Here is a 21,342-nt window from a genome sequence, read left to right as displayed (position 1 = left end):
TGCAAAGTTCTTCAGAATGCCTTCAATTCAGTGCTGCACCGGCCTCGAACCAGCGCTTGATCAGCGCGCGCTCGGCCTCGGTGATGCCGGTGGCGTTGTTCATCGGCATGAGCTTGAGCACCACGGCCTGCTGGTAGACGGCCTGCGCGTGCTGGCCGATCAGCGCCGGCGTGTGCAGCGCAATGCCCTTGTTCTGCAGCTGCGCGTTGTGGCACATCACGCAACGCTGGTCGATGACGGCCTGCACCTGGGACAGGCTCACAGATTGAGCCATGCCGGCCTTCTCTTGCGCGGAGGGCGGTACCGGCGCCAGCCAGATCGCCAGACCCAGCAGCAGCAGCGTGCCGACCACCGCTGTCTCCCACGGCACGCGACGGCCCTGCACCAGCGCCTTGTGGCGGGCGACGAAGCTGTGGCGGATCAGCGCGCCGGCCAGCATCAGCAGCACCAGCACGGCCCAGTTGTTTGCCCCCTGATAGAGCCAGCCGTAGTGGTTGGACAGCATCGCGATCAACACCGGCAGCGTGAAGTAGGTGTTGTGCACGCTGCGCTGCTTGGCGCGCTGGCCGTGAATGGCCTCGACCGGCTGACCTGCCTTCATCTGCGCGATCACGGTCTTCTGGCCGGGAATGATCCAGAAGAACACGTTGCCGCTCATGGTGGTGGCGAGCATTGCGCCCACCAGCAGAAAGGCCGCGCGCCCAGCGAACAGCTGGCACGCCAGCCACGCGGCAAACACCACGAAGACCGTCACGCCACACGCCACGATCAGGTCGCCGTTCTTCTTCTGGCCGAAGCTGCGGCAGATGGCGTCGTAGACGATCCAGAACGCCGCCAGAAAGCCCAGCGCCGCGCCGATGGCCGCCGCAGGCGACCAGTCGAACACGCTCTTGTCGATCAGGAAGGTGCCGGCGTTGAAGAGGTAGAGCACCGTGAACAGCGCAAAACCGGTCAGCCAGGTGCTGTAGCTCTCCCAGTAGAACCAGTGCAGGTTCTCGGGCAGCGCGCGCGGCGCGACCATGTACTTCTGCGGGTGGTAGAAGCCGCCGCCGTGTACGGCCCACAGCTCGCCGTTGACCCCCTTGGCCTGCAGCGCCGGATCGACAGGCGGCGTCAGGCTGTTGTCCAGAAAGACGAAGTAGAACGACGAGCCGATCCAGGCGATCGCGACCACCACGTGCGCCCAGCGCAGCAGCAGGTTGGCCCAGTCCAGGGCATAGGGCAGAAACACTTCCATCACATCCTCCAAGCCAAGGGAAACCCCACCGACAGAATCCGGCTGGGTTTCCCCTCACCACAGCGGGCTCTGTGAGGAGTGAACGTCGCGACCGGATGCAGGCGATGAACCGGCACGCGGGCTCCGCGGCGACGTGAATGAACTGTATGCAGTTTGGTGCACGCCGATGATCCGGTTTTTCCCGAATCGGGGCATGGCACCCAAGTCTGGTGCATCAGGGATGCACCGGCCTCGACAACAAGTCAGACGGCAGTCACTAAGCAACCGTCATGCCTGGTGTCAGGCAGGCAGGCAAAGCGACGCAGCCGGTCAGGAACCACGGTAGGTCGAGTAGGCCCAGGGGCTGACCAGCAGCGGCACGTGATAGTGGCCGGCGGCGTCGGCGATGCCGAAATCGATCGGCACGGTATCGAGGAACGCCGGCTCCGGCAAGACCACGCCTCGGCTGGCGAAGTACGGCGCCACGTCGAACAGCAGCCGATAGCGGCCGGCGACCATCGCTGCCGCATCCAGCAGCGGGCCGCCATCGGTGCGGCCGTCATGGTTGAGCGTGAGGGTCTTGAGCGTCTCGACCTGCGCGCCGCCCAGGCGCTGCAGCGTGACCTTCATGCCGGCGGCCGGGCAGCCGTTCATGGTGTCGAGCACGTGGGTGCTGAGGTGTCCCATCGCTGTCTTTCTGGCTTGATTTGAAAATCAAAGTGTATACACTTATTCCATGAAATCAGCGCCTGAGAGTCATCCGCCGCACAAACCGCCGAGCACCCCGGAGAGCAGCACGCAGCGCATCGCGCTGGCCATCACCACCGCCATCGTCGAGCGCCGCCTGATGCCTGGCACCAAACTGGCCGAGCAGAAGATCGCCGACGTCTTCCAGGTCTCGCGCACCCTCGTGCGCCAGGCGCTCAACCAGCTGAGCCGCGACCACCTGGTGACGCTGGAGCCGGCGCGCGGCGCCTTCGTCGCCCAGCCCAGCGTCGACGAGGCGCAGCAGGTCTTCGCGGTACGCAGCATGCTGGAGTCGGCGATGGTCGAGCAGCTCTGCGCCGTCATCACGCCCGTGCAGATCGCGCAGCTGCGCCAGCACCTGAAGGCCGAAGTGGCGGCGGTGGCGCGCACCGATGTCTCGGGCCGCACCCGGCTGCTGGCCGACTTCCACGTGCTGCTGGCGCGCATGCTGGGCAACGAGGTGCTGGCGCAACTGCTGGCCGACTTGCTGCACCGCAGTTCGCTGATCGCGCTGATGTACCAGAGCGCCCATTCGGCTGAACACTCGCAGGACGAGCACCGCCAGATCGTCGACGCGCTGGAGCAGCGCGACGCGCCCGCCGCCGTGGGCCTGATGGCCGCGCACCTGGGCAATGTCGAGCGCAATCTGCGCCTGCACCCGCGCATGCCGGATCTGGCGAGCGTGTTGCTGCCCACCGAGCTGAAAGCCCCCGCCTCATCGCCCCAACCCAGAACCCGGAGCACGCGCAAGCCATGACCTACCCCCGCGACCTGATCGGCTACGGCCGCAACCCGCCGCAAGCGCAATGGCCGAACGGCGCGCGCATCGCCGTGCAGTTCGTCCTCAATTACGAGGAAGGCGGCGAGAACAGCGTGCTGCATGGCGACGCCGGCAGCGAGCAGTTCCTGTCCGAGATGTTCAGCCCGCCGGCTTTCCCGGATCGGCACCTGAGCATGGAGGGCATCTACGAATACGGCAGCCGCGTCGGCGTGTGGCGCCTGCTGCGGGAGTTCGAGCGGCGCGGTCTGCCGCTCACCGTCTTCGGCGTCAGCATGGCGCTGCAGCGGCATCCCGAGTTGACGGCCGCCTTCGGTGAACTCGGCCACGAGATCGCCTGCCACGGCTGGCGCTGGATCTCCTACCAGAACACGCCGCCCGAGGTCGAAGCTGAACACCTGCGCACCGGCCTGCAGATCATCCGCGACCTGACCGGCCACACGCCCACCGGCTGGTACACCGGCCGCGACAGCCCCCACACCCGCCGCCTGGTCGCCGACCACGGCGGCTTCGAGTACGACAGCGACTACTACGGCGACGACCTGCCCTTCTGGCTGCAGGTGAAGAAGAGCAATGGCGACCTGGCGCCGCACCTGGTCGTGCCCTACACGCTCGACTGCAACGACATGCGCTTTGCGCTGCCGCAGGGCTACAGCCATGGCGACGAGTTCTTCGAATACCTGCGCGATGCCTTTGACGTGCAGTACGCCGAAGGTCTGGAGCGGCCATCAATGATGTCGATCGGCATGCACTGCCGCCTGCTCGGCCGGCCCGGACGCATGAAGGCGCTGCAACGCTTTCTGGACCATGTGCAGGCACACGACAAGGTCTGGATCTGCCGCCGCATCGACATCGCGCGGCACTGGCGCGCGACGCACCCCTTCGATGCCAAAACCGCCTTCGTCTGGGAATGACCATGCTGACGCTCGACACGCTCAACGCACTGAACCAGGCCGCCTTCACTGCGGCGCTGGACGGCACCTACGAACACTCCCCCTGGATCGCCGAACGAGCCTGGCCGCGCCGGCCCTTTGCCAGCCTGTCCGCGCTCAAGCACGCGATGGTCGAGGTGCTGCGCGAGGCTGGCACCGACGCGCAACTCGCGCTGATCCGCGCCCACCCCGAGTTGGCTGGCAAGGCGATGGTCAGCCAGACGCTCACCGCTGAATCGACCAACGAGCAAGGCAAGGCCGGCCTGACCGACTGCACGCCAGAAGAGTTCGCCCACATCCAGCAGCTCAACGCGGCCTACAACGCCAAGTTCGGCTTTCCCTTCATCCTGGCGGTGCGCGGCCCGCGCGGTGTGGGGCTGAACCGGCAGCAGATCATCCGCACCTTCGAGCGCCGCCTGGCTCACCCGGTGGACTACGAGCGCGCCGAGTGCCTGCGCAACATCCACCGCATCGCCGAGATCCGCCTCAACGACAAGTTCGGCGTCACGCCCACGCTGGGCCAGCAGGTCTGGGACTGGGCCGAGCAGTTGGCCGAATACAGTGATGCCGCTCATGCCGAACAAGGTCATCTCACCGTCACCTACCTGACCGACGCCCACCGCGCCTGCGCTCAGCGACTGAGCCATTGGATGCGCGAGGACTGCGGCTTCGACCGCGTGGAGATCGACGCCGTCGGCAACGTCGTCGGTGTCTACGAAGGCAACAACCCGGGCGCGCCACGCCTGCTCACTGGCAGCCACTACGACACCGTACGCAATGGCGGCAAGTACGACGGCCGGCTCGGCATCCTGGTGCCGATGGCCTGCGTGCGCGAGTTGCACCGCGCCGGGCGGCGCCTGCCGTTTGGCATTGAGGTGGTGGGCTTTGCCGAGGAAGAAGGCCAGCGCTACAAGGCGACTTTCCTGGGCTCGGGTGCGCTGGTCGGGCAGTTCGACCCGGCGTGGCTGGAGCAGACCGATGCCGATGGCATCACGATGCGCCAGGCCATGCAGCACGCCGGCCTGTGCGTCGACGACATCGCCGCGCTGAAGCGCGACCCGGCGCGCTACCAGGGCTTTGTCGAGGTGCACATCGAGCAAGGCCCGGTGCTCAACGAGCTGGACCTGCCACTGGGCGTGGTCACGTCGATCAACGGCAGCGTGCGCTTTTTAGGCGAGGTCATCGGCATGGCCAGCCACGCGGGTACCACGCCGATGGACCGCCGCCGCGATGCTGCGCTCGCCGTGGCCGAACTGGCGCTGTACGTGGAGCGCCGCGCGGCAGCGGTGCCTGATGTGGTCGGCACCGTCGGCATGCTGGAAGTGCCCAACGGCTCGATCAACGTCGTGCCTGGTCGCTGCCGCTTCAGCCTCGATCTGCGCGCCACCACCGATGCGGCGCGCGATGCGCTGGAAGCCGATGTGCGCGCCGAACTGGCCGCCATCTGCAAGCGTCGCGGTGTGAGCTACACGCTGGACGAAACGATGCGCGCCAGCGCCGCGCCCAGCAACGACGCCTTGCAGCAGCGCTGGGAAGCGGCTGTGCAAGCCTCAGGTTTGCCCATCCATCGCCTGCCCAGCGGCGCCGGTCATGACGCGATGAAGCTGCACGAAGTCATGCCGCAGGCGATGCTGTTCGTGCGCGGCGAGAACGCCGGCATCAGCCATAACCCGCTCGAATCGAGCACCTGCGACGACATGCAGCTGGCGGTGGAGGCCTTCAGCCATCTGCTGCAACAGCTCGCCTGAATCGACGCCCACAAGCTCAAGGAATGACCGTGACCCCTTACGCCCAACTCGACGCCTGGATCGCAAGCCATTTCGACGAACAGGTCCGCACCCTGCAGGCGCTGGTGCAGGTGCCGACCGACACGCCGCCCGGCAACAACGCGCCGCATGCCGAGCGCACCGCGCAGATCCTGGCCGACTTCGGCCTGACCGCTGAAAAGCACCCGGTGCCGGCGCAGGAAGTGCACGACTACGGCCTGGAATCGATCACCAACCTGATCGTGCGCCGCGCGTATGCGCCCGGCGGCCCGACGCTGGCGCTCAACGCCCATGGCGACGTGGTGCCGCCCGGCGAAGGCTGGACGCACGACCCGTACGGCGGCGAGGTGGTCGACGGCCAGCTCTACGGCCGCGCCAGCGCGGTCAGCAAGAGCGATTTCACGACCTTCATCTTTGCGCTGCGGGCGCTGGAGGCTGTGAAGGATCAGCTCGCCCTGCCGCTCAGGGGCGCGCTGGAACTGCACTTCACCTACGACGAAGAATTCGGCGGCGAACTCGGCCCCGGCTGGTTGCTGAAACACGGCCTGACCCAGCCCGACTACCTGATCGCTGCCGGCTTCAGCTACCAGGTGGTGACCGCGCACAACGGCTGCCTGCAGCTGGAAGTCACGGTGCACGGCCTGGCCTCGCACGCAGCCTACCCGCACACCGGCGTCGACGCGCTGCAGGCCACGACGAAGCTGCTGACCGCGCTCTACGCCCACAACGAGGTGCTGAAGACGCGCCTGTCAGCAGTCGAAGGCATCACGCATCCCTACCTGAACGTGGGCCGCATCGAAGGCGGCAGCAACACCAATGTGGTGCCGGGCAAGGTGGTGCTGAAGCTGGATCGCCGCATGATCCCTGAGGAGGATGCAGCGGCAGTCGAGGCTGAAGTGCGCGCACTCATCACCGACACGCTGGCTGGCTGCCCCGGCATCCACGTCGACATCCGGCGCCTGCTGCTGGCCAAGTCGCTGCAGCCGCAGACCGCCAACCAGCCGCTGGTGGACGCGATCCAGCGCCATGGCAAAGAAATTTTCGGCGAGCCGATCCCGACGTCCGGCACGCCGCTATACACCGACGTGCGGCTCTATGGCGAGTACGGCGTCGCGGCGGTGATCTACGGCGCCGGCCCGCGCACCGTGCTGGAGAGCAACGCCAAGCGCGCCGATGAACACGTCGCGCTGGCCGACCTGCAGCGCGCCACGCAGGTGGTGGCGCGCACGCTCTACGACCTGCTCAAGGCATGAGCCTGCCACCGCACACCGTCAACCCCCGCGCATTCAATGCGCGAGCAGCTGCGCCAGGAAGCTGCGCGTGCGCTCGTGCTGCGGCGCGTTGAAGAAGGCCTCGGGCGCGGCCTGCTCGACGATCTGGCCCTGGTCCATGAACACCACCCGGTCGGCCACCTGACGGGCAAAGCCCATCTCGTGCGTGACACAGACCATGGTGATGCCTTGACTAGCCAGCTCGGTCATGACATCGAGCACCTCGCGGATCATTTCGGGGTCGAGCGCCGAGGTCGGCTCGTCGAACAGCAGCACGTGCGGTCGCAGGCACAGCGCACGCGCAATCGCCACGCGCTGCTGCTGACCGCCCGAGAGTTGCAGCGGGTATTTGTGCGCCTGCTCGGCGATGTGCACACGTTCCAGTTGTGCCAGCGCGCGGGCCTCGGCTTCCGGTTTGGCGATGCGCTCGACGTTCAGCGGCCCGAGCGTCAGGTTCTCCAGCACTGTGAGGTGCGGAAACAGGTTGAACTGCTGGAACACCATGCCGACCTGGCGGCGCACCTGCTGCACGGCGCGGCTGTTCTCGCGCCCTTCGACACCCAGCTCGATGCCGTCGACCACGATGCGGCCTTCCTGGTAGCCCTCCAGCGCGTTGATGCAGCGGATCAGCGTCGATTTGCCCGAACCGGACGGCCCGCAGATGACGATGCGCTCGCCGCGCGCCACGTCCAGATCAATGTCGCGCAGCACATGGAACGCATCGCCGTACCACTTGTTGACGCGCTCAAAGCGGAGGATGGAGTCGTTGTTCATGCAGGGGTTCAGCGGAAATTTCAGCGGCACTTCAGCGCGCATGGCTGCGGTGGAGTTGCGCCTCGATCCACAGGCTGTAGCGCGACATCGCAAAGCAGACGGCGAAGTAGATCGCGGTGATGAAGAGGTAGCCTTCGATCAGGTAAGGCCGCCAGAGCGGATCGCCGTTGAGGGCGAGTCCGAGCGAGCCGGTCAGCTCGTAGAGGCTGACGATGGTGATCAGTGAGGTGTCCTTGAAGATCGAGATGAAGCTGTTCATCAGCGCCGGCACCACCGCCGCCAGCGCCTGCGGCAGCAGCACGCGGCGCTGGGCCTGCCACCACGTCAGGCCGATGGCGGCAGCGGCTTCCTGCTGGCCGGCGGGCAGCGATTGCAGGCCGCCGCGCACGATCTCGGCCAGGTAGGCGGCGGCGAACAGCGTGATGCCGACCAGCACGCGCAGCAGCACGTCGGGCGAGGTGCCGCTGGGCAGCAGCAGCGGGAACATGAAGCTGGCCATGAACAGCACCGAGATCAGCGGCACGCCCCGGATCAGCTCCACGTACAGCCCGCACAACGCGCGGATCAGCGGCAGCTGCGAGCGCCGGCCCAGCGCCAGCGCCACCGCCAGCGGAAACGCCAGCACGATGGCGAGCGTGGACAGCATCAGCGTCAGCGGCAGGCCACCCCACAGCTCGGTCGGCACGGGTGCCAGGCCCAGGCCGCCGCCCATCAGCACGAAGAACGCCAGCAGCACCGCGCCCCAGGCCGGCAGCAGCCAGGCGCGCCAGGCCCGGCGAATGCAGCTCAGCACCAGCATGGCGGCCATCAGCACGGTGGCGGCGATCGGGCGCCATTGCGCCTCGAACGGATAGCGGCCGAGCAGGATCAGGCGGTGCTTCTCGGTCACCACGCCCCAGCAGGCGCCCGTGCCACGCGCGGCCTGGCAGGCGTCGGCATCGGCCGCCCAGACGGCGTGCGCCACCGCCCATTGCCACAGCAGCGGCGCGGCCCAGATCAGGCCGGCCAGCAGCGCCAGCGTGGCGGCGCTGCTGGGCACGCCATCGAACAGGTGGCGGCGTGCCCAGGTCCAGGCGCTGGGGTGGCGTCGGGGTGCGGCACGCATCAACGCTCCCGGATCGCCACGCGGCGGTTGTAGAGGTGCATCAGCGCGGCGGTGGTGAGCGAGGTGGTCAGGTAGACCGCCATGATGAGTGCGATGCATTCGACCGCGCGACCGGTCTGGTTGAGCGTGGTGTTGGCGATCGACACCACGTCCGGGTAGCCGATGGCCACCGCCAGCGAGGAGTTCTTGGTCAGGTTCAGGTATTGATTGGTCAGCGGCGGCACGATCACGCGCAGCGCCTGCGGCAGCACCACCAGACGCATCGTCTGGCGCCGGCTCAGGCCGATGCTCTGCGCCGCCTCGACCTGGCCGCGCGGCACGGCGGCGATACCGCCGCGCACGATCTCGGCCACGAAGGCGGCGGTGTAGCAGCTCAGGCCCAGCAGCAGCGCCAGGAATTCGGGCGTCAGCGTCACACCACCTTCGGGCGAGAAGTCGCCCTGCACCGGCAGGCTCAGGTGCCAGCCGGCTTCAGCCGTGTGCGCCAGCCAGGGCAGCACCAGGCCGGCCTTGCTGAGCAGCACGGAGGCGCCAAGGTGCAGCGGCTCGGCCGGGTCGGGCAGAAACTCCACCAGCAGCACGTACCAGATCAGCAGTTGCACCAGCACCGGCACGTTGCGGAACAGCTCGACATAGACCTGGCACAGCCCGCGCACCAGCGTGTTGCGCGCCGAGCGGCCCACGCCCAGCGCCACGCCCGCGAGCGTGACCAACACAATGCCGATCACCGCCACGCGCAGCGTGTTGAGCACGCCGACCACGAAGGCCTTCCAGTACGGATCGATCGACTCGAAGGCGATCAGCGACTCGCCGATGTCAAAGCCGGCCGTATCCGCCAGAAAGCCCCAGCCGCTCTGGATGCCGCGTGCGGCCATGTTGGTGCGCAGGTTGTGCACCAGCACCACCAGCAACCCGACCAGCACACCCAGCGCCAGCGCCTGCCAGACCCGCGCCCGGGTGGTCGGGTTGGACCACGACCAGGCGCTGCCACGCGGCGCTGCGGGCCGGCGCCGGCCCGCCGATGCGCCTGGCGCCATCAGCGCACCGGCCAGGCGTAATGCAGGCCGCCGTTGGTCCACAGCGCGTTCTTGCCGCGCACCAGACCGACAGGGGTTTTCTCGCCGACGTTGCGCTCGTAGATCTCGCCGTAGTTGCCGCCCGCCTTGATGGCGCGTGCCAGCCAGTCACGGTCGAGGCCCAGCAGCTTGCCGATGTCGTCGCCCTTGCCGAGCAGGCGCTGCACCACCGGGTCGGTGCTGTCGGCCTTGAGCTGGTCGACGTTGGCCTGGGTAATGCCGTTCTCTTCGGCTTCCAGCAGGCCGTAGACCACCCACTTGACGATGGTGAACCACTCGTCGTCGCCACGGCGCACCAGCGGGCCGAGCGGCTCCTTGCTGATCAGCTCGGGCAGGATGACGTGCTCTTTGGCGTCCTTGGCTTCCTTGGCGCGCACCGAGGCGAGGCCCGAGGTGTCGGTGGTGTAGGCCTGGCAGCGGCCGGCGAAGTAGGCGGCGTTGGCGGCCTCGAACTTCTCGAACACCACCGGCTTGATGTTGAGCTTGTTGGCGCGCGAGAAATCGGTCAGGTTCTTCTCGGTCGTGGTGCCGGACTGCACGCAGACCGTGGCGCCCTTCAACTGCTTGGCGCTCTTGATCTTGCTCCTGGCCGGCACCATGAAGCCCTGGCCGTCGTAGAACACCACGGCGGTCTGCACCAGGCCCAGCGACGCATCGCGCGTCAACGTGAAGGTGGTGTTGCGCGACAGCACGTCCACTTCGCCCGACTGCAGCGCGGTGAAGCGCTGGGCCGAGCTCAGCGGCACCCAGCGCACCTTGTCGGCGTCGCTCAGCACGGCGGCGGCAATCGCCCGGGCCACGTCCACATCCAGCCCGGCCCACTTGCCCTGGCTGTCGGCGGCCGAGAAGCCGGCCACGCCGGTGCTCACGCCCACGGCGATCTGGTCACGCTGCCGGATGGTGTCGAGCGTCTTGCCGGCCAGCGCCGGGACAGCGGCGAGCGCCAGCGCAGCGGCCAGCACGGAGGTTTGAATGCGGTTCATGCGAGAGTCCTCAGGGTGAGTCGAATCGGATTTCTGGCGCGATCGTAAGAGCAAAACGAGACCAGCCGCCCGACCGTCCGCGCACAACCGCGCATAAGCAAATTCGGTGCATCCACCACGCCAGCCGGCGGGGCTGCGCACAAAGCCACATCAGGGCAGTTTTCATACGGTTTATATGAAGAAGGCATGAAGCCTGCATGGGCAGGATACGGACAACCCCTCTCGCCTTCCGGACGTTGACTCCAACATGTGTCAGTTGTTTGCGCTCAGCGCCAATGTGCCCACCGCCGTGAACTTCGCCTTCACCGGCTTCTCGGCGCGCGGCGGCCAGACCGGCGAGCATGCCGACGGCTTCGGCCTGGCCTTCCACGATGACAGCGGCTGCCGCGTCTTCGTCGACCCGGCCCGGGCCTGCGATTCACCCTTGGCCGAATTCCTGCGCCGCCAGCCGATCCGCGCCCGCCAGGTGCTGGCCCATGTGCGCCGCGCCACGCAGGGGCAGGTGCAGCTCTCCAATTGCCACCCCTTCGTGCGCGAATGGGGCGGCCGGCACTGGTCGTTCTGCCACAACGGCGACCTGCAGGACTTTCATCCCGACCTGCACGGCAGCGACCTGCCGGTGGGCAGCACCGACAGCGAACGCGCCTTCTGCTGGATGCTGCAGGAGTTGCGCAGCCGCTTCGGCCTGCGTCAGCCACCGCACTGGCAGCAGCTCGCGCCGGAGGTGGCCGAACTGGCCGACCGGATCGCCCGGCACGGCCGCTTCAACTTCCTGCTCTGCGACGGCGAGGCGCTCTACGCCCACGCCTCCACGCAGCTGTGCTGGACCCAGCGCGCCTACCCCTTCGCCACCGCCCACCTGGTGGATCACGACCTGAGCCTGGACCTGAGCGTGGCCAACGGCCGCAGCGACCGCATGGTGCTGATCGCCACCGAGCCCCTCACCCGCAACGAAGTCTGGACGCCTTTTGCCGCCGGCGAGTTGCAGGTGTTTGTCGACGGGGCATCGGTGTGGCAGCACCACCGCGTGCCGGCGCCGACAATGGCGCGGCCCGACACTGGATTCAGCCGGCAGCACTGGCCTGCCAGCCTCGCGGCACGCTGAGCCGGCACAAAGCAAAACTTGACGGAAAACCCATGCCTGAAGTCGTCTGCATCGCCAGCTGGAACGCTGACCTGGTCGTTCACGTCCCGCGCCCGCCAGGCCGGGGCGAAACCGCGCTGGGCGCGGGCTTCATCGTTCAACCCGGCGGCAAAGGCAGCAACGCAGCGGTCGCGTGCGCCCGGCAAGGCACCCAGGTGGCGGTGGTTGCGCGCATCGGGGATGACGACTTCGGCCGCCGTGCGCTGGCGCTCTGGCGCGACGAAGGCATCGACGCCCACTGCGTGGCCATCGCGCCCGGCGAGCCCAGCGGCATCGCCCAGATCTGGGTCTACGAGGATGGCGACAACAGCATCGTCGTGGCACCCGGTGCGGGCGCGGGACTCGGCGCCGATGAGGTAGCGCGGGCCGATGCGCTGATCACCGCCGCGTCAGTGGTCATGGCGTCATGCGAAGTGCCGCTGGCGGCCACGCAGGCGGCCTTCGAGCGGGCGCGCCAGGCCGGCGCCATCACGATCCTGAACCCGGCGCCATTCATGACCCTGCCGCCCGGCCTGCTGGCCTTGTGCACCTGCGTGACGCCCAACGAAGGCGAACTGCGGGCCCTGGCCGGACTCGCGCCCGATGCGCCGCTGGAGGCCGCCGCCCAGGTGGTGCTGGCACAAGGCGCCGGGGCGGTGGCCGTCACGGTGGGCGCGGCAGGCGCCCTCCTCTTCCGGCCCGGCCACGCGCCCTTCGTGTGCACCGGCCACGCCGTCGACGTGGCAGACACCATCGGCGCGGGCGACACCTTCACCGGCGCGCTGGCGGCGGCGCTGGCACGGGGTCAATCGCTGCCGGACGGCGTCCGGCAGGCCAACGCCGCTGCGGCGCTGTCCGTGACCAGCGCCGGGGCTATCGCAGGCATGCCGACGCGAGAGGATCTGGATGCTTTTCTGAAAGAAGGCCGGATTGAGCTGAACTGAGCATGGCGACGACCAAGCCCAGGCTCTGCGCCATGCAAGCAACCGAAGCAACGGCCAGCGGATCCGTTCCTGTGCATGCGGAAGAAAGCCAACCTCACTCGATTGAACCATCAGGAACGGTGCATCCGCCTTGCCGAGGGCGACCGCAGCATGTGGACGCAGAGGGTTCGCCTTAAAACTTGGTCTGGACACCGTCATCACCGCACACAACACCGCTTCTGGCACAACAAAGAACTCGCGTCCTGGCGTGATGCGGGAATCTTCCAGCAACCTGAATAGATAGGTCTTCAGCTGCACGCACACGGGCGCTCCCATTGGCTTTCAGGGTGGGGGATCGTCAGTCAATTGGGATGTCAAACCGTCTGCGGCAGCGCGATTTCCATTGGCACGATGGTCTGCCGCAGCTTGTGGTCGTCGGGATAGGCCAGCACGTCGGCCATCTGTGCAACCAGGCCGCCGCACAGCGCCGGCAGCGGGTGGGACAGCACCGCATGGAAATGACCGGAAAGCATGCCCGAGCGCGTGATGCTGGTCAGTTCATTGCCGACGCCGATCAGCCGGCGCCGGGGCCGGTGAGCCCGCAGCGCGCGCAGCATGCCTTCGATGCCGCTGCCGCCCATGTAGAAGCCGCACAGGTCAGGGTGCTTCTGGAGCAGGTCGTAGGTGTGTTCCTCGCCGAACTCCTCGCTCTCCAGCGTCGTGATGGTTTCGAGCAGCTCGAACTCGGGCGCGTGCTCGCGCATGTAGCTGCGAAACGAGATCTCGCTCATCTCCTGGCACTGGAAGCGCGGGCTGCCGACGTACATCACGACCTGGCCGGGCTCACGTGCCAGCTCGGTGATCAGCCAGGCGGCGGTGCGCCCCAGCTTGCGGTTGTCCATGCCCGCATAGCCGGCGCGTTGCGAGGCACTCAGGTCCGAGATCAGCGCGAAAACCGGCACGCCACGCACCTTGAGCTGGTCGATCGCCTCGGTCACCAGCGGGTGGTCGGCCACCACCACGGCCAGCGCGTCGACCTGGCTGCCCAGGCGCACGATGCTCTCGGCCGCATGGTCGGGCGACTGGCTGTGCAGGTAATCGACCACCGCCTTGCCGCGGAGGTCGGTCGACGCGGCCGTGGCACGCTGCAGTTCGTCGGTCAGGCCCTTGTAGAACACGGCATCCGGGCGCTGCAGCAAAAAGCCCAGCGTGCGCGGCTGGCGCACATCGCGCAGACGCTCGCGGATCACGCCGGCGGCGAAATAGCCCAGCGACTCGGCTGCATCGCGAATGTGTTCGGCCGTGCTCGAGCGAACGCTGGCCCGCCCATTGAGCACCCGGTCGACCGTGGAGACGCTGTGCCCTGACGCCCGGGCGACGTCTTCCATCGTGGCACGTACCGCTTTTTTTCCTGCCATTTTTATGTCAGATTTTGATTTATTGATTGTCAATAAATGTCAATGATGACACAGCTTATACGGCTTGGACAAGATCATTTTCAGCGACGAGTTGTGGGTTTCTGGAAGCCTCATCGCCTCATTCGGGAGAACCCTTCCTAGGGAAAATTCTTATTTCTCTCCTGCTATTCAGGCGTAGCGGTGATCACTTCATAGCTTGACATGAAAATGCCATATGACATTTATTGCAAGATAGTTTTTGATAGGTAATTGACAACGCCACTCAACAGAATCCCCGTGATTCAGTAAAGTTATTCCACGCACAAAGCGAAATGAAAACGCAGTGCGAAACGATCGCCTGGCCCCCGGGTGATTGCCATCCCAGAAACGAGGAGACAGACATGAAGACCTTCAAGAAGATCGCCATCGCAGCCGCCATCACCGCCGCAACGCTCGCCAGCGGTGCCGCCATGGCCGCCAACATCGCCGTGATCGCCGGCTCGGAGCAGGACGGCTTCTTCAACCTGATCAAGAAGGGTGTGGACGACGCCACCCTGGTGGTCAAGGCCAACGGGGGCAAGGTCAACTACATGCGGACGAAGAACTACGACAACTTCGGTCCCGACCTGGCTCAACTGATCAACACCGCAGTCAGCCAGGGCGTGCAGGGCATCGCCATTCCCGTCTGGGTGGCCGAGTCCCAGGTGCCGGCTCTGCAGGCCGCCGCCAAGAAGGGCATCAAGATCATGATGTACAACTCGGGCGCCGACCAAAAGAACGCCGTCAGCGGCCTGAACTACTTCGGCTCCGACGAGTTCGTCGCGGGCGTGGCGGCCGGTGACTACATGGCCAAGAACGGCGCCAAGCATGTGCTTTGCCACATCCAGCTGCCCGGTGCGGTGAACCTGGAGACCCGCTGCAAGGGCGTGGCTGAAGGTGCACAGAAGAAGGGTGCCAAGGTCACCATCCTGCGTGTGCCGGCCAACCTGGACGGCAACCAAGCGGCCACGGCCGAAGCCATCAAGGCCGAGATGATCAAGGACGGCAGCATCGATGCCGTCATCAATCTGGCGGCTTGGGCTTCCGATGCCGCAGCCACCGCAGCCAAGCAGGCGGGCAAGAAGGTCAAGCTCGGCACCTTCGATCTGAGCCCCGCCGTGGCCAACCGCATCAAGAGCGGTGAGCTCACGATGGCGATCGACCAGCAGCCCTACCTGCAGGGCTTCCTGGCGACGTCGATGCTGGCTGCCCACATCGACTTCGGCACGGACATCGCCACCGATCCGGTGCTGACCGGCCCGAACATCGTCGACGCCGCCAACATCGAGACGGTGCTGGCGGGCATCAAGAAGGGCGCTCGCTGAGCTGAAGTCGCGGGCCGATGAGTCGGCTCGCTTCTCGGCCTCGCCGCCACGGCACTGGGTTGCCGTGGCACGCCAGGCAGGTGCTGCACAAGGACTTCCTCATGTTTGCCAATCTCTTCCGGCGGCCCGAAGCGGGCGCCATCTTGGGGATGGTGTTCGTCACCGTCTTCTTCGCCGCCTTCGGTGGCGTCAACTTCCTGTCGCTGGGTGGCATCGCCAGTTGGCTGAATGTGGCGGCAAGCCTGGGCATCATCGCCATCCCCATCGGCTTCCTGATGATTGCCGGCGAGCTCGATATCTCGATTGGCGCGATGGTGCCGGCCGCTTCGATGACGATCGGCGTGACCTCTGGCTACTTCGAGCTGCCCATCGTCGCCGGCATGGCCATCACGATGGTGATGTCCTTGTTGGTCGGACTGCTCAATGGCTACCTGGTGATCAGGACCAATGTGCCTTCTTTGATCGTCACCATGGGCACGCTGTTCGGCACCCTCGGCCTGACCCTGTTCGGCTCGCTGCTGCTCACGGGCAACACCGCAGTCGCGCTGCAGGCGCCGACCTGGGCCAAGGCGGCGCTGGGTGATTTCGTGCTCGGCGATGTGTTCCAGGTCACCATCTTGTGGTGGCTGGGCTTCGCAGCGCTGTGCTACTACCTGCTGCACCTGTCACCGTGGGGCAACTGGGTGTTCGCGCTGGGCGGTGACCGAGTCAGCGCACGCAATGCCGGCATTCCGACGGACAAGCTGACCGTTGGCCTGTTCGTGCTGTCGTCCATGAGTGCAGGCTTCGTCGGCATGTGCCAGACGCTCTTGTACAACTCGGCGCAAGTGTCGTCGGGCATGTCCTTCATCTTCAACTCGATCATCTCGGCGGTGATCGGTGGCGTGCTGCTGACGGGGGGCTTTGGCTCGGTGCTGGGGATCTTCTTCGGCACGATCACCTTCGCCATCGTCAATCAGGGCATCTATTTCACCGACTTCGACCGCAACCTCTCCAGCCTCATCATCGGCGTGATGCTGCTTGCTGCCGTGATGCTCAACAACACCTTTCGGCGCGCAGCCCTGAGCTACCGCCCCAAGAAGGACGGGAAGTGATCATGACCGCCACCCCAAAAGCGCCCATCTTTGAACTGCGCAACGTCAACAAGTCCTTCGGTCCGGTCGACGTCCTGCACGACATCTCACTGAAGGTCCATGCCGGAGAAGTCCTGTGCCTGCTGGGCGACAACGGCGCCGGTAAGTCCACCTTGATCAAGACGCTCTCGGGCGTGCACCAGCCGACCTCGGGCGAGATCCTGATGGACGGCCAGAACGTGGTCTTCGACGTCCCGCGCGACGCGGTGGACCGTGGCATCGCCACCGTGCACCAGTTCGGCGGCACCTTCCCGCTGATGACGATCGGCCGCTCCTTCTTCGTCGGCATGGAGCCGTACAAGTACATCGGCCCGTTCAAGGTCTTCGACAGGAAGAAGGCCAACGCCATCGCGGTGGAGGCGGTGCGGCAGTTCGGCATCACGCGCATCGACGACGGCGACCGGTTGATTGGCGGCCTCTCCGGCGGCGAGCGCCAGTCGCTGGCGATTGCCCGCGCGCTGCACTTCGGCGCCCGCGTGCTGATCCTGGACGAACCGACCGCGGCCCTGGGCGTCAAGGAAGCCACCCATGTGCTGCGGGTGGTGCTCGAGGCCAAGAAGCGCGGCCTGGCCGTCATCTTCATCACCCACAACGTGACGCACGCAATGACAGTCGGCGACCACTTTGCGGTGCTGATCCACGGCGCCAAGGCGGCCGACTTCCGCCGCGGCGAGAAGACCCGCGAGCAGATCACCGACCTGATGGCCGGTGGCGAGGCGATGGCCGAACTGGAGGCCGAGATCGAAAGCCACATGCAGGTTCACGACGGCCATCCGCCCGCGGTAGAAGCCCGCTGATACCGGCGCGCCGGCTGCGGCGCTGTCCATCCATACCGCGAGCACCTGACGCGGTGCGGCTCCGGCCGCGCCGTGCGGGCCAACTCATCTCCACGCCCGGGAAGGGCCTACGCAGAGCAGCACCATGAACGACCTCGACTACGGCACCCGCAACAAGCGGGGCGACTTCCGGCCCAAGCAGGCCATCGCCCTGCCGCCCTTCGCCAACAGCGCCCACAAAGTCAGCTGGTTGGGCTGGCTCAAAGGCCTGCTGTGGCCGTGGAATGCCCTCATCATCGGCATCAGCGTGTTCTGGTGGTTCGTCGTGGTGCCCGACTTCGAGACCATGAAGACGCTGCAGCTCGGCTGGATCGCCCGGCTGTTCGTGGCCAAGTGGGTCGCGCTGTTCCTATGGACAGGGGTCTTCGAGTGGCGGCTGTTCGTGCAGCGCAAGCAGGCCAACCGCTTCAAGTACAACGGCAAGTTCCCGGCCGACCAGCCCTCCGAATACTTCTGGTTCAAGAACCAGAACCTGGACAACTTCCTGCGCTCGATGTTCGTCACGGTGCCCATCTGTGTGGCCTTCGAGGTGCTGATTTTCTGGACCTTCGCCAACGGCCATGCGAACTGGATCGACGCCTCGGCGCACCCTGTCTACATCGCTGCCATCGTCGTCTTGACGGCGGTGTTCCACGAAGGCTATTTCTTCTTCGTCCACCGGGGCATGCACTGGAAGCCGTTCTACGACTGGTGCCACAAGATCCACCACAACTCGATCAACGTGTCACCGTGGACCGCCATGTCCAACCACCCGCTGGAAAGTGCGCTGCAGTTCGCCCCGGCCTTCCTCTACCTGCTGCTGCCGGCCACGCCCTTCCTGGCCATGCACCACCTGAACTTCGTCGCCTTCAGCGCGCTGATCGGCCACATCGGCTTCGAGAAGATCGAGCTGGGCGAGCACACCGCCGTCGACAGCTCCTGCTACTCGCACTACCTGCACCACAAGCACTTCGAGGTGAACTACTGCGACAACGGCTCGCTGCCTTGGGACCAGTGGTTCGGCAGCTTCCATGACGGCACGGCCGAAGGCGACCGCCTGATGGGCGAGCGCTACCAGCGCAAGGTCGAGAAGATGAATGCCAACAAGGCCGGCTGACCCCGCCGGACACCCACCTTCCTCCCTTTTTGAAAGACAACCACATGAGCATCCGCATCGCCCTGATCGGCACCGGTGTCATGGGCATGGACCATGCCCGCCTGTTCGCCGAGGAACTACCTGGCGCTGAACTCGCCGTCATCTGCGACGTCTCGAAGGATCGTGCCGAACAGGTCGCCCGCCAGTTCAGCGTGCCGCACGTGATGACCGACGCGGTTGAGGCTGCGACCAGCGACCTGGTCGACGCCGTCGTCATCGCCAGCCCCGACGAGACCCACGCGCCGCTGACCCTGGCCGCGCTCAGGGCTGGCAAGCAGGTGCTGTGCGAGAAGCCGCTGTCGCCGTCTTCCGCCGAATGCCTGCAGGTCATGGCGCTGGAGGAAAGCCTGGGCCGGCAGCGCGTGCAGATCGGCTTCATGCGCCGCTTTGACCCCGCCTACACCGAGATGAAGGCCGCACTGGCGCGTGGCGATATCGGCCGTGCGGTGATGCTGCACTGCTTCCACCGCAACGTCACCGCGCCGGCCAACTTCACCGGCCAGATGGCGATCTCCAACTCGGCGCCACACGAGTTCGATGCTGCGCGCTTCCTGCTGGACGACGAGATGACCGCGATCTCGGTGTTCCAGCCCAAGGCCGTGGACGCCAGCCGCACCGGCGCGCCGGTGGTGATGGTGCTGGAGTCGCGCGGTGGCCGTCTGGTGACCATCGAGGTCAACAACAACGCCGGCTATGGCTACGACGTGCGTGGCGAGCTGGTGGGCGAGTCCGGCAGCGTCTTCCTGCGCGCGCCGGTGCATGTGGAGGTGCATGCCCAGCTGCGCGCCAGCGAGGCCTACGCGCCCGACTGGCGGCCGCGTTTTGCCGAGGCCTACCGGCTGCAGAACCTGGCCTGGCTGCGCAGCATCGTCAGCGGCGTGCCGTCGCCGATCGCCTCCAACGCCTGGGACGCCTACTGCGCCACCCGCGTCGCCGAAACCGGCGTGCAGGCGCTGGCCAGCGGCTCGCGCCAGGCCATCGACTTGATCGACAAGCCAGCGCTCTATCGCTGAGCAGTAGAAAGGAATCCCCATGCAGTACCGACCCTTTGGCCGCACAGGCTGGCAGGTCAGCGAGATCGCCTTCGGCGGCTGGCAGATCGGCGGCGACTGGGGCGCGGTGGACGACGACGCGTCCATCCGCACCCTGCTGCACGCCTATGAGCGCGGCATCAATTTCGTCGACACCGCCGAGCTCTACGGCAAGGGCCACAGCGAGGCGGTGATCGGCCGTTCGCTCAAGGCGTGGCGCGGCGCCAAGGTCTACGTCGCCACCAAGGCCCAGCCGGTGCCCTGGCCGGACAAGACCGACGAGAACCCGTCGATGCGCCAGCGCTACCCGGACGCCTACCTGCGCGAGCAGGTCGACGGCTCGCTCCAACGCCTGGGCGTCGAGCGCCTGGACCTGTTCCAGCTGCACTGCTGGGTGCCGCGCGGCACGGTCGAACTCGACTGGCTGGAAACGCTCAACGACCTGCGACAGCAGGGCAAGATCGACCAGATCGGCGTCTCCATTCGCGACTACCGCGCCGACGAGGGCGTGGACCTGGCCCGGCTGGGCCTGGTCGCCTCGCAGCAGGTGATCTTCAACGCCTTTGAGCAGACGCCGGCCCAGCGCCTGTTCCCGGCCGGCGCGGACACGGGCCAGGCCTACATCGCCCGCGTGCCGCTGGACTCCGGCGCGCTGACCGGCGCCTGGACGTCCGACACCTATGCCAGCTGGGCGCCGGGCTCCATTCCCCATTGGCTGTACCGCGGTGAGCGCTTCATGGCCACCTATGCGCGGGTGGAGAAGCTCAAGGCGCTGTGCGCGCCTTACTACGCCACGCTGGCCGAGGCAGCCATGCGCTACGCGCTGAGCGAGCCGCAGGTCTCCACGCTCATCCCCGGCATGAAGAACCCGGCCGAGGTGGACATGAACGTCGCCTATTCGGACGGCCAGCCCTTCCCGGCCGAGCTGAAGGCGCAACTGGCCGAGCACCTGTGGGTGCGGGACTACTACCAATGAACGCGGTGATGAACGACGCCACGGTGCAGATCGAGCTGCTGCGACCCAGCCAGATCCGTGCCGCGCTGGCCGCCTGCCCGGTGGTCTACCAGCCGCTGGGCACGCTGGAGTACCACCAGGAACACCTGCCCATCGGCCTGGACGCGCTGACCGCCCAAGGCCTGTGCCGCAAGGCCGCCGAGCAGGTCGGCGGCCTAGTCTGCCCACCGCTGTACTACGGCACCGGCGGCGACCACGGCGACATGCCTTTCACGGTGATGATGCCCGGCGCCGCCGAGATCGAAGGTCTGCTGCGGCTGAGCTTCCGGCGCTTCGCCGCCAGCGGCGCCCAGTTGCTGGTGCTGCTGAGCGGCCACTTTGCCGACGAGCAGATCGCCATGATCCAGCAGCTGGCCGCCGAGTGGAATGCTGGCAATGCCGGCGAATCTGGCATGCAGGTGCTGGCCCTGGCCATGAACATGGGCGAGGCCATCCCGATGAAGCCCGACCATGCGGGGCTGTTCGAGACCACGCTGCTGGCGTCGTTCTGGCCGCAGACGGTGGACATCGCCGCGCTGGCGCCGCTCGACCCGTCGCAGGACGTGGACGCCGGCCGCAGCCCCTACGGCCGCCAGCGCCTCGACCCGGCGCATCCGCTGTGGAGCATCTTCGGCGCCGACCCACGGCCTTTCGACGCGGCGCAATGCGGCCCGCTGCAAGCCGCCATGACCGGCTGGTTCAACGCCCGCGTGCGCGCCGCGCTGGCCGAGGCCACGGCTGGTGGCTGACCCGGCTCC

Annotated in this window: 20 protein-coding genes; 13 read left to right on the top strand and 7 right to left on the bottom strand. The window is 66.7% G+C overall.

Going from position 1 to position 21,342, the window contains the following annotated elements:
- Positions 1-22 precede the first annotated feature (22 nt).
- On the bottom strand, positions 23-1,237 hold the full coding sequence (locus AC5IG3_RS08035; protein WP_491905774.1) for a urate hydroxylase PuuD: 1,215 nt from the start codon (positions 1,235-1,237) through the stop codon (positions 23-25).
- 309 nt (positions 1,238-1,546) lie between these two features.
- On the bottom strand, positions 1,547-1,903 hold the full coding sequence (gene uraH / locus AC5IG3_RS08030) for a hydroxyisourate hydrolase (RefSeq protein WP_491905773.1): 357 nt from the start codon (positions 1,901-1,903) through the stop codon (positions 1,547-1,549).
- Positions 1,904-1,952: 49 nt separating this feature from the next.
- Here uraH and AC5IG3_RS08025 point away from each other — a divergent pair, with 49 nt between their 5' ends.
- The 4 genes from AC5IG3_RS08025 to AC5IG3_RS08010 are packed head-to-tail and all read left to right on the top strand — an operon-like array spanning position 1,953 to position 6,692.
- Complete coding sequence (locus AC5IG3_RS08025) at positions 1,953-2,720, top strand: GntR family transcriptional regulator (RefSeq protein ID WP_491905772.1); 768 nt, start codon at positions 1,953-1,955, stop codon at positions 2,718-2,720.
- Entirely contained in the window at positions 2,717-3,655 is a 939-nt protein-coding gene (puuE, locus tag AC5IG3_RS08020; RefSeq protein ID WP_491905771.1) for an allantoinase PuuE, read from the top strand. Before AC5IG3_RS08025 ends, puuE begins: the two co-directional genes overlap by 4 nt.
- Before the next feature lie 2 nt (positions 3,656-3,657).
- Positions 3,658-5,421 carry a 2-oxo-4-hydroxy-4-carboxy-5-ureidoimidazoline decarboxylase gene (gene uraD, locus AC5IG3_RS08015; protein WP_491905770.1) on the top strand — a complete coding sequence of 588 codons (1,764 nt, stop codon included), beginning with the start codon at positions 3,658-3,660 and terminating at the stop codon, positions 5,419-5,421.
- A gap of 23 nt (positions 5,422-5,444) precedes the next feature.
- Positions 5,445-6,692: a M20/M25/M40 family metallo-hydrolase gene (locus AC5IG3_RS08010; RefSeq protein WP_491905769.1), complete on the top strand. Its 1,248-nt coding sequence runs from the start codon at positions 5,445-5,447 to the stop codon at positions 6,690-6,692.
- 33 nt (positions 6,693-6,725) lie between these two features.
- Here the strand turns inward: AC5IG3_RS08010 and AC5IG3_RS08005 are convergent, their stop codons facing one another.
- Genes AC5IG3_RS08005 through AC5IG3_RS07990 form a run of 4 tightly spaced genes read right to left on the bottom strand, consistent with a single transcriptional unit; the run spans position 6,726 to position 10,648 of the window.
- Positions 6,726-7,484: an amino acid ABC transporter ATP-binding protein gene (locus AC5IG3_RS08005; protein WP_491905768.1), complete on the bottom strand. Its 759-nt coding sequence runs from the start codon at positions 7,482-7,484 to the stop codon at positions 6,726-6,728.
- Positions 7,485-7,515: 31 nt separating this feature from the next.
- Positions 7,516-8,589 carry an amino acid ABC transporter permease gene (locus AC5IG3_RS08000; protein ID WP_491905767.1) on the bottom strand — a complete coding sequence of 358 codons (1,074 nt, stop codon included), beginning with the start codon at positions 8,587-8,589 and terminating at the stop codon, positions 7,516-7,518.
- Positions 8,589-9,626, bottom strand: a complete 1,038-nt coding sequence (locus tag AC5IG3_RS07995; RefSeq protein WP_491905766.1) for an amino acid ABC transporter permease — start codon at positions 9,624-9,626, stop codon at positions 8,589-8,591. Before AC5IG3_RS07995 ends, AC5IG3_RS08000 begins: the two co-directional genes overlap by 1 nt.
- Complete coding sequence (locus AC5IG3_RS07990; protein ID WP_491905765.1) at positions 9,626-10,648, bottom strand: amino acid ABC transporter substrate-binding protein; 1,023 nt, start codon at positions 10,646-10,648, stop codon at positions 9,626-9,628. Before AC5IG3_RS07990 ends, AC5IG3_RS07995 begins: the two co-directional genes overlap by 1 nt.
- Before the next feature lie 247 nt (positions 10,649-10,895).
- On the opposite strand from AC5IG3_RS07990, the gene AC5IG3_RS07985 reads away from it, so the two are divergent.
- A complete protein-coding gene (locus tag AC5IG3_RS07985) occupies positions 10,896-11,753 on the top strand; it encodes a class II glutamine amidotransferase (protein ID WP_491905764.1) in 858 nt (285 codons plus the stop codon).
- A gap of 32 nt (positions 11,754-11,785) precedes the next feature.
- On the top strand, positions 11,786-12,715 hold the full coding sequence (locus tag AC5IG3_RS07980) for a ribokinase (RefSeq protein WP_491905763.1): 930 nt from the start codon (positions 11,786-11,788) through the stop codon (positions 12,713-12,715).
- A gap of 353 nt (positions 12,716-13,068) precedes the next feature.
- Here the strand turns inward: AC5IG3_RS07980 and AC5IG3_RS07975 are convergent, their stop codons facing one another.
- Positions 13,069-14,112, bottom strand: a complete 1,044-nt coding sequence (locus tag AC5IG3_RS07975) for a LacI family DNA-binding transcriptional regulator (RefSeq protein WP_491905762.1) — start codon at positions 14,110-14,112, stop codon at positions 13,069-13,071.
- Between the two features lie 380 nt (positions 14,113-14,492).
- On the opposite strand from AC5IG3_RS07975, the gene AC5IG3_RS07970 reads away from it, so the two are divergent.
- The 7 genes from AC5IG3_RS07970 to AC5IG3_RS07940 all read left to right on the top strand — a co-directional run bounded on the left by AC5IG3_RS07970 (position 14,493) and on the right by AC5IG3_RS07940 (position 21,333).
- Positions 14,493-15,455, top strand: a complete 963-nt coding sequence (locus AC5IG3_RS07970) for a substrate-binding domain-containing protein (protein WP_491905761.1) — start codon at positions 14,493-14,495, stop codon at positions 15,453-15,455.
- A gap of 101 nt (positions 15,456-15,556) precedes the next feature.
- Positions 15,557-16,549, top strand: a complete 993-nt coding sequence (locus AC5IG3_RS07965) for an ABC transporter permease (RefSeq protein WP_491905760.1) — start codon at positions 15,557-15,559, stop codon at positions 16,547-16,549.
- Positions 16,549-17,385 carry an ATP-binding cassette domain-containing protein gene (locus AC5IG3_RS07960; protein ID WP_491905903.1) on the top strand — a complete coding sequence of 279 codons (837 nt, stop codon included), beginning with the start codon at positions 16,549-16,551 and terminating at the stop codon, positions 17,383-17,385. The genes AC5IG3_RS07965 and AC5IG3_RS07960 overlap by 1 nt, the downstream gene beginning before the upstream one ends.
- A gap of 124 nt (positions 17,386-17,509) precedes the next feature.
- Entirely contained in the window at positions 17,510-18,520 is a 1,011-nt protein-coding gene (locus tag AC5IG3_RS07955; RefSeq protein ID WP_491905759.1) for a sterol desaturase family protein, read from the top strand.
- 44 nt (positions 18,521-18,564) lie between these two features.
- Positions 18,565-19,572 (top strand): Gfo/Idh/MocA family protein, encoded by a 1,008-nt coding sequence (locus tag AC5IG3_RS07950; protein ID WP_491905758.1) that lies wholly within the window; start codon positions 18,565-18,567, stop codon positions 19,570-19,572.
- Between the two features lie 19 nt (positions 19,573-19,591).
- Entirely contained in the window at positions 19,592-20,566 is a 975-nt protein-coding gene (locus tag AC5IG3_RS07945; RefSeq protein ID WP_491905757.1) for an aldo/keto reductase, read from the top strand.
- A gap of 8 nt (positions 20,567-20,574) precedes the next feature.
- Positions 20,575-21,333, top strand: coding sequence for a creatininase family protein (locus AC5IG3_RS07940; protein ID WP_491905756.1), 759 nt, complete (start codon positions 20,575-20,577; stop codon positions 21,331-21,333).
- Positions 21,334-21,342 lie beyond the last annotated feature (9 nt).

This window comes from Leptothrix sp. (in: b-proteobacteria) (genome assembly GCF_965250675.1).
Taxonomy (GTDB): domain Bacteria; phylum Pseudomonadota; class Gammaproteobacteria; order Burkholderiales; family Burkholderiaceae_C; genus Sphaerotilus.
Note: the sequence above shows the minus strand (reverse complement) of the source record. Positions and strands in the feature narration are given on the sequence as shown.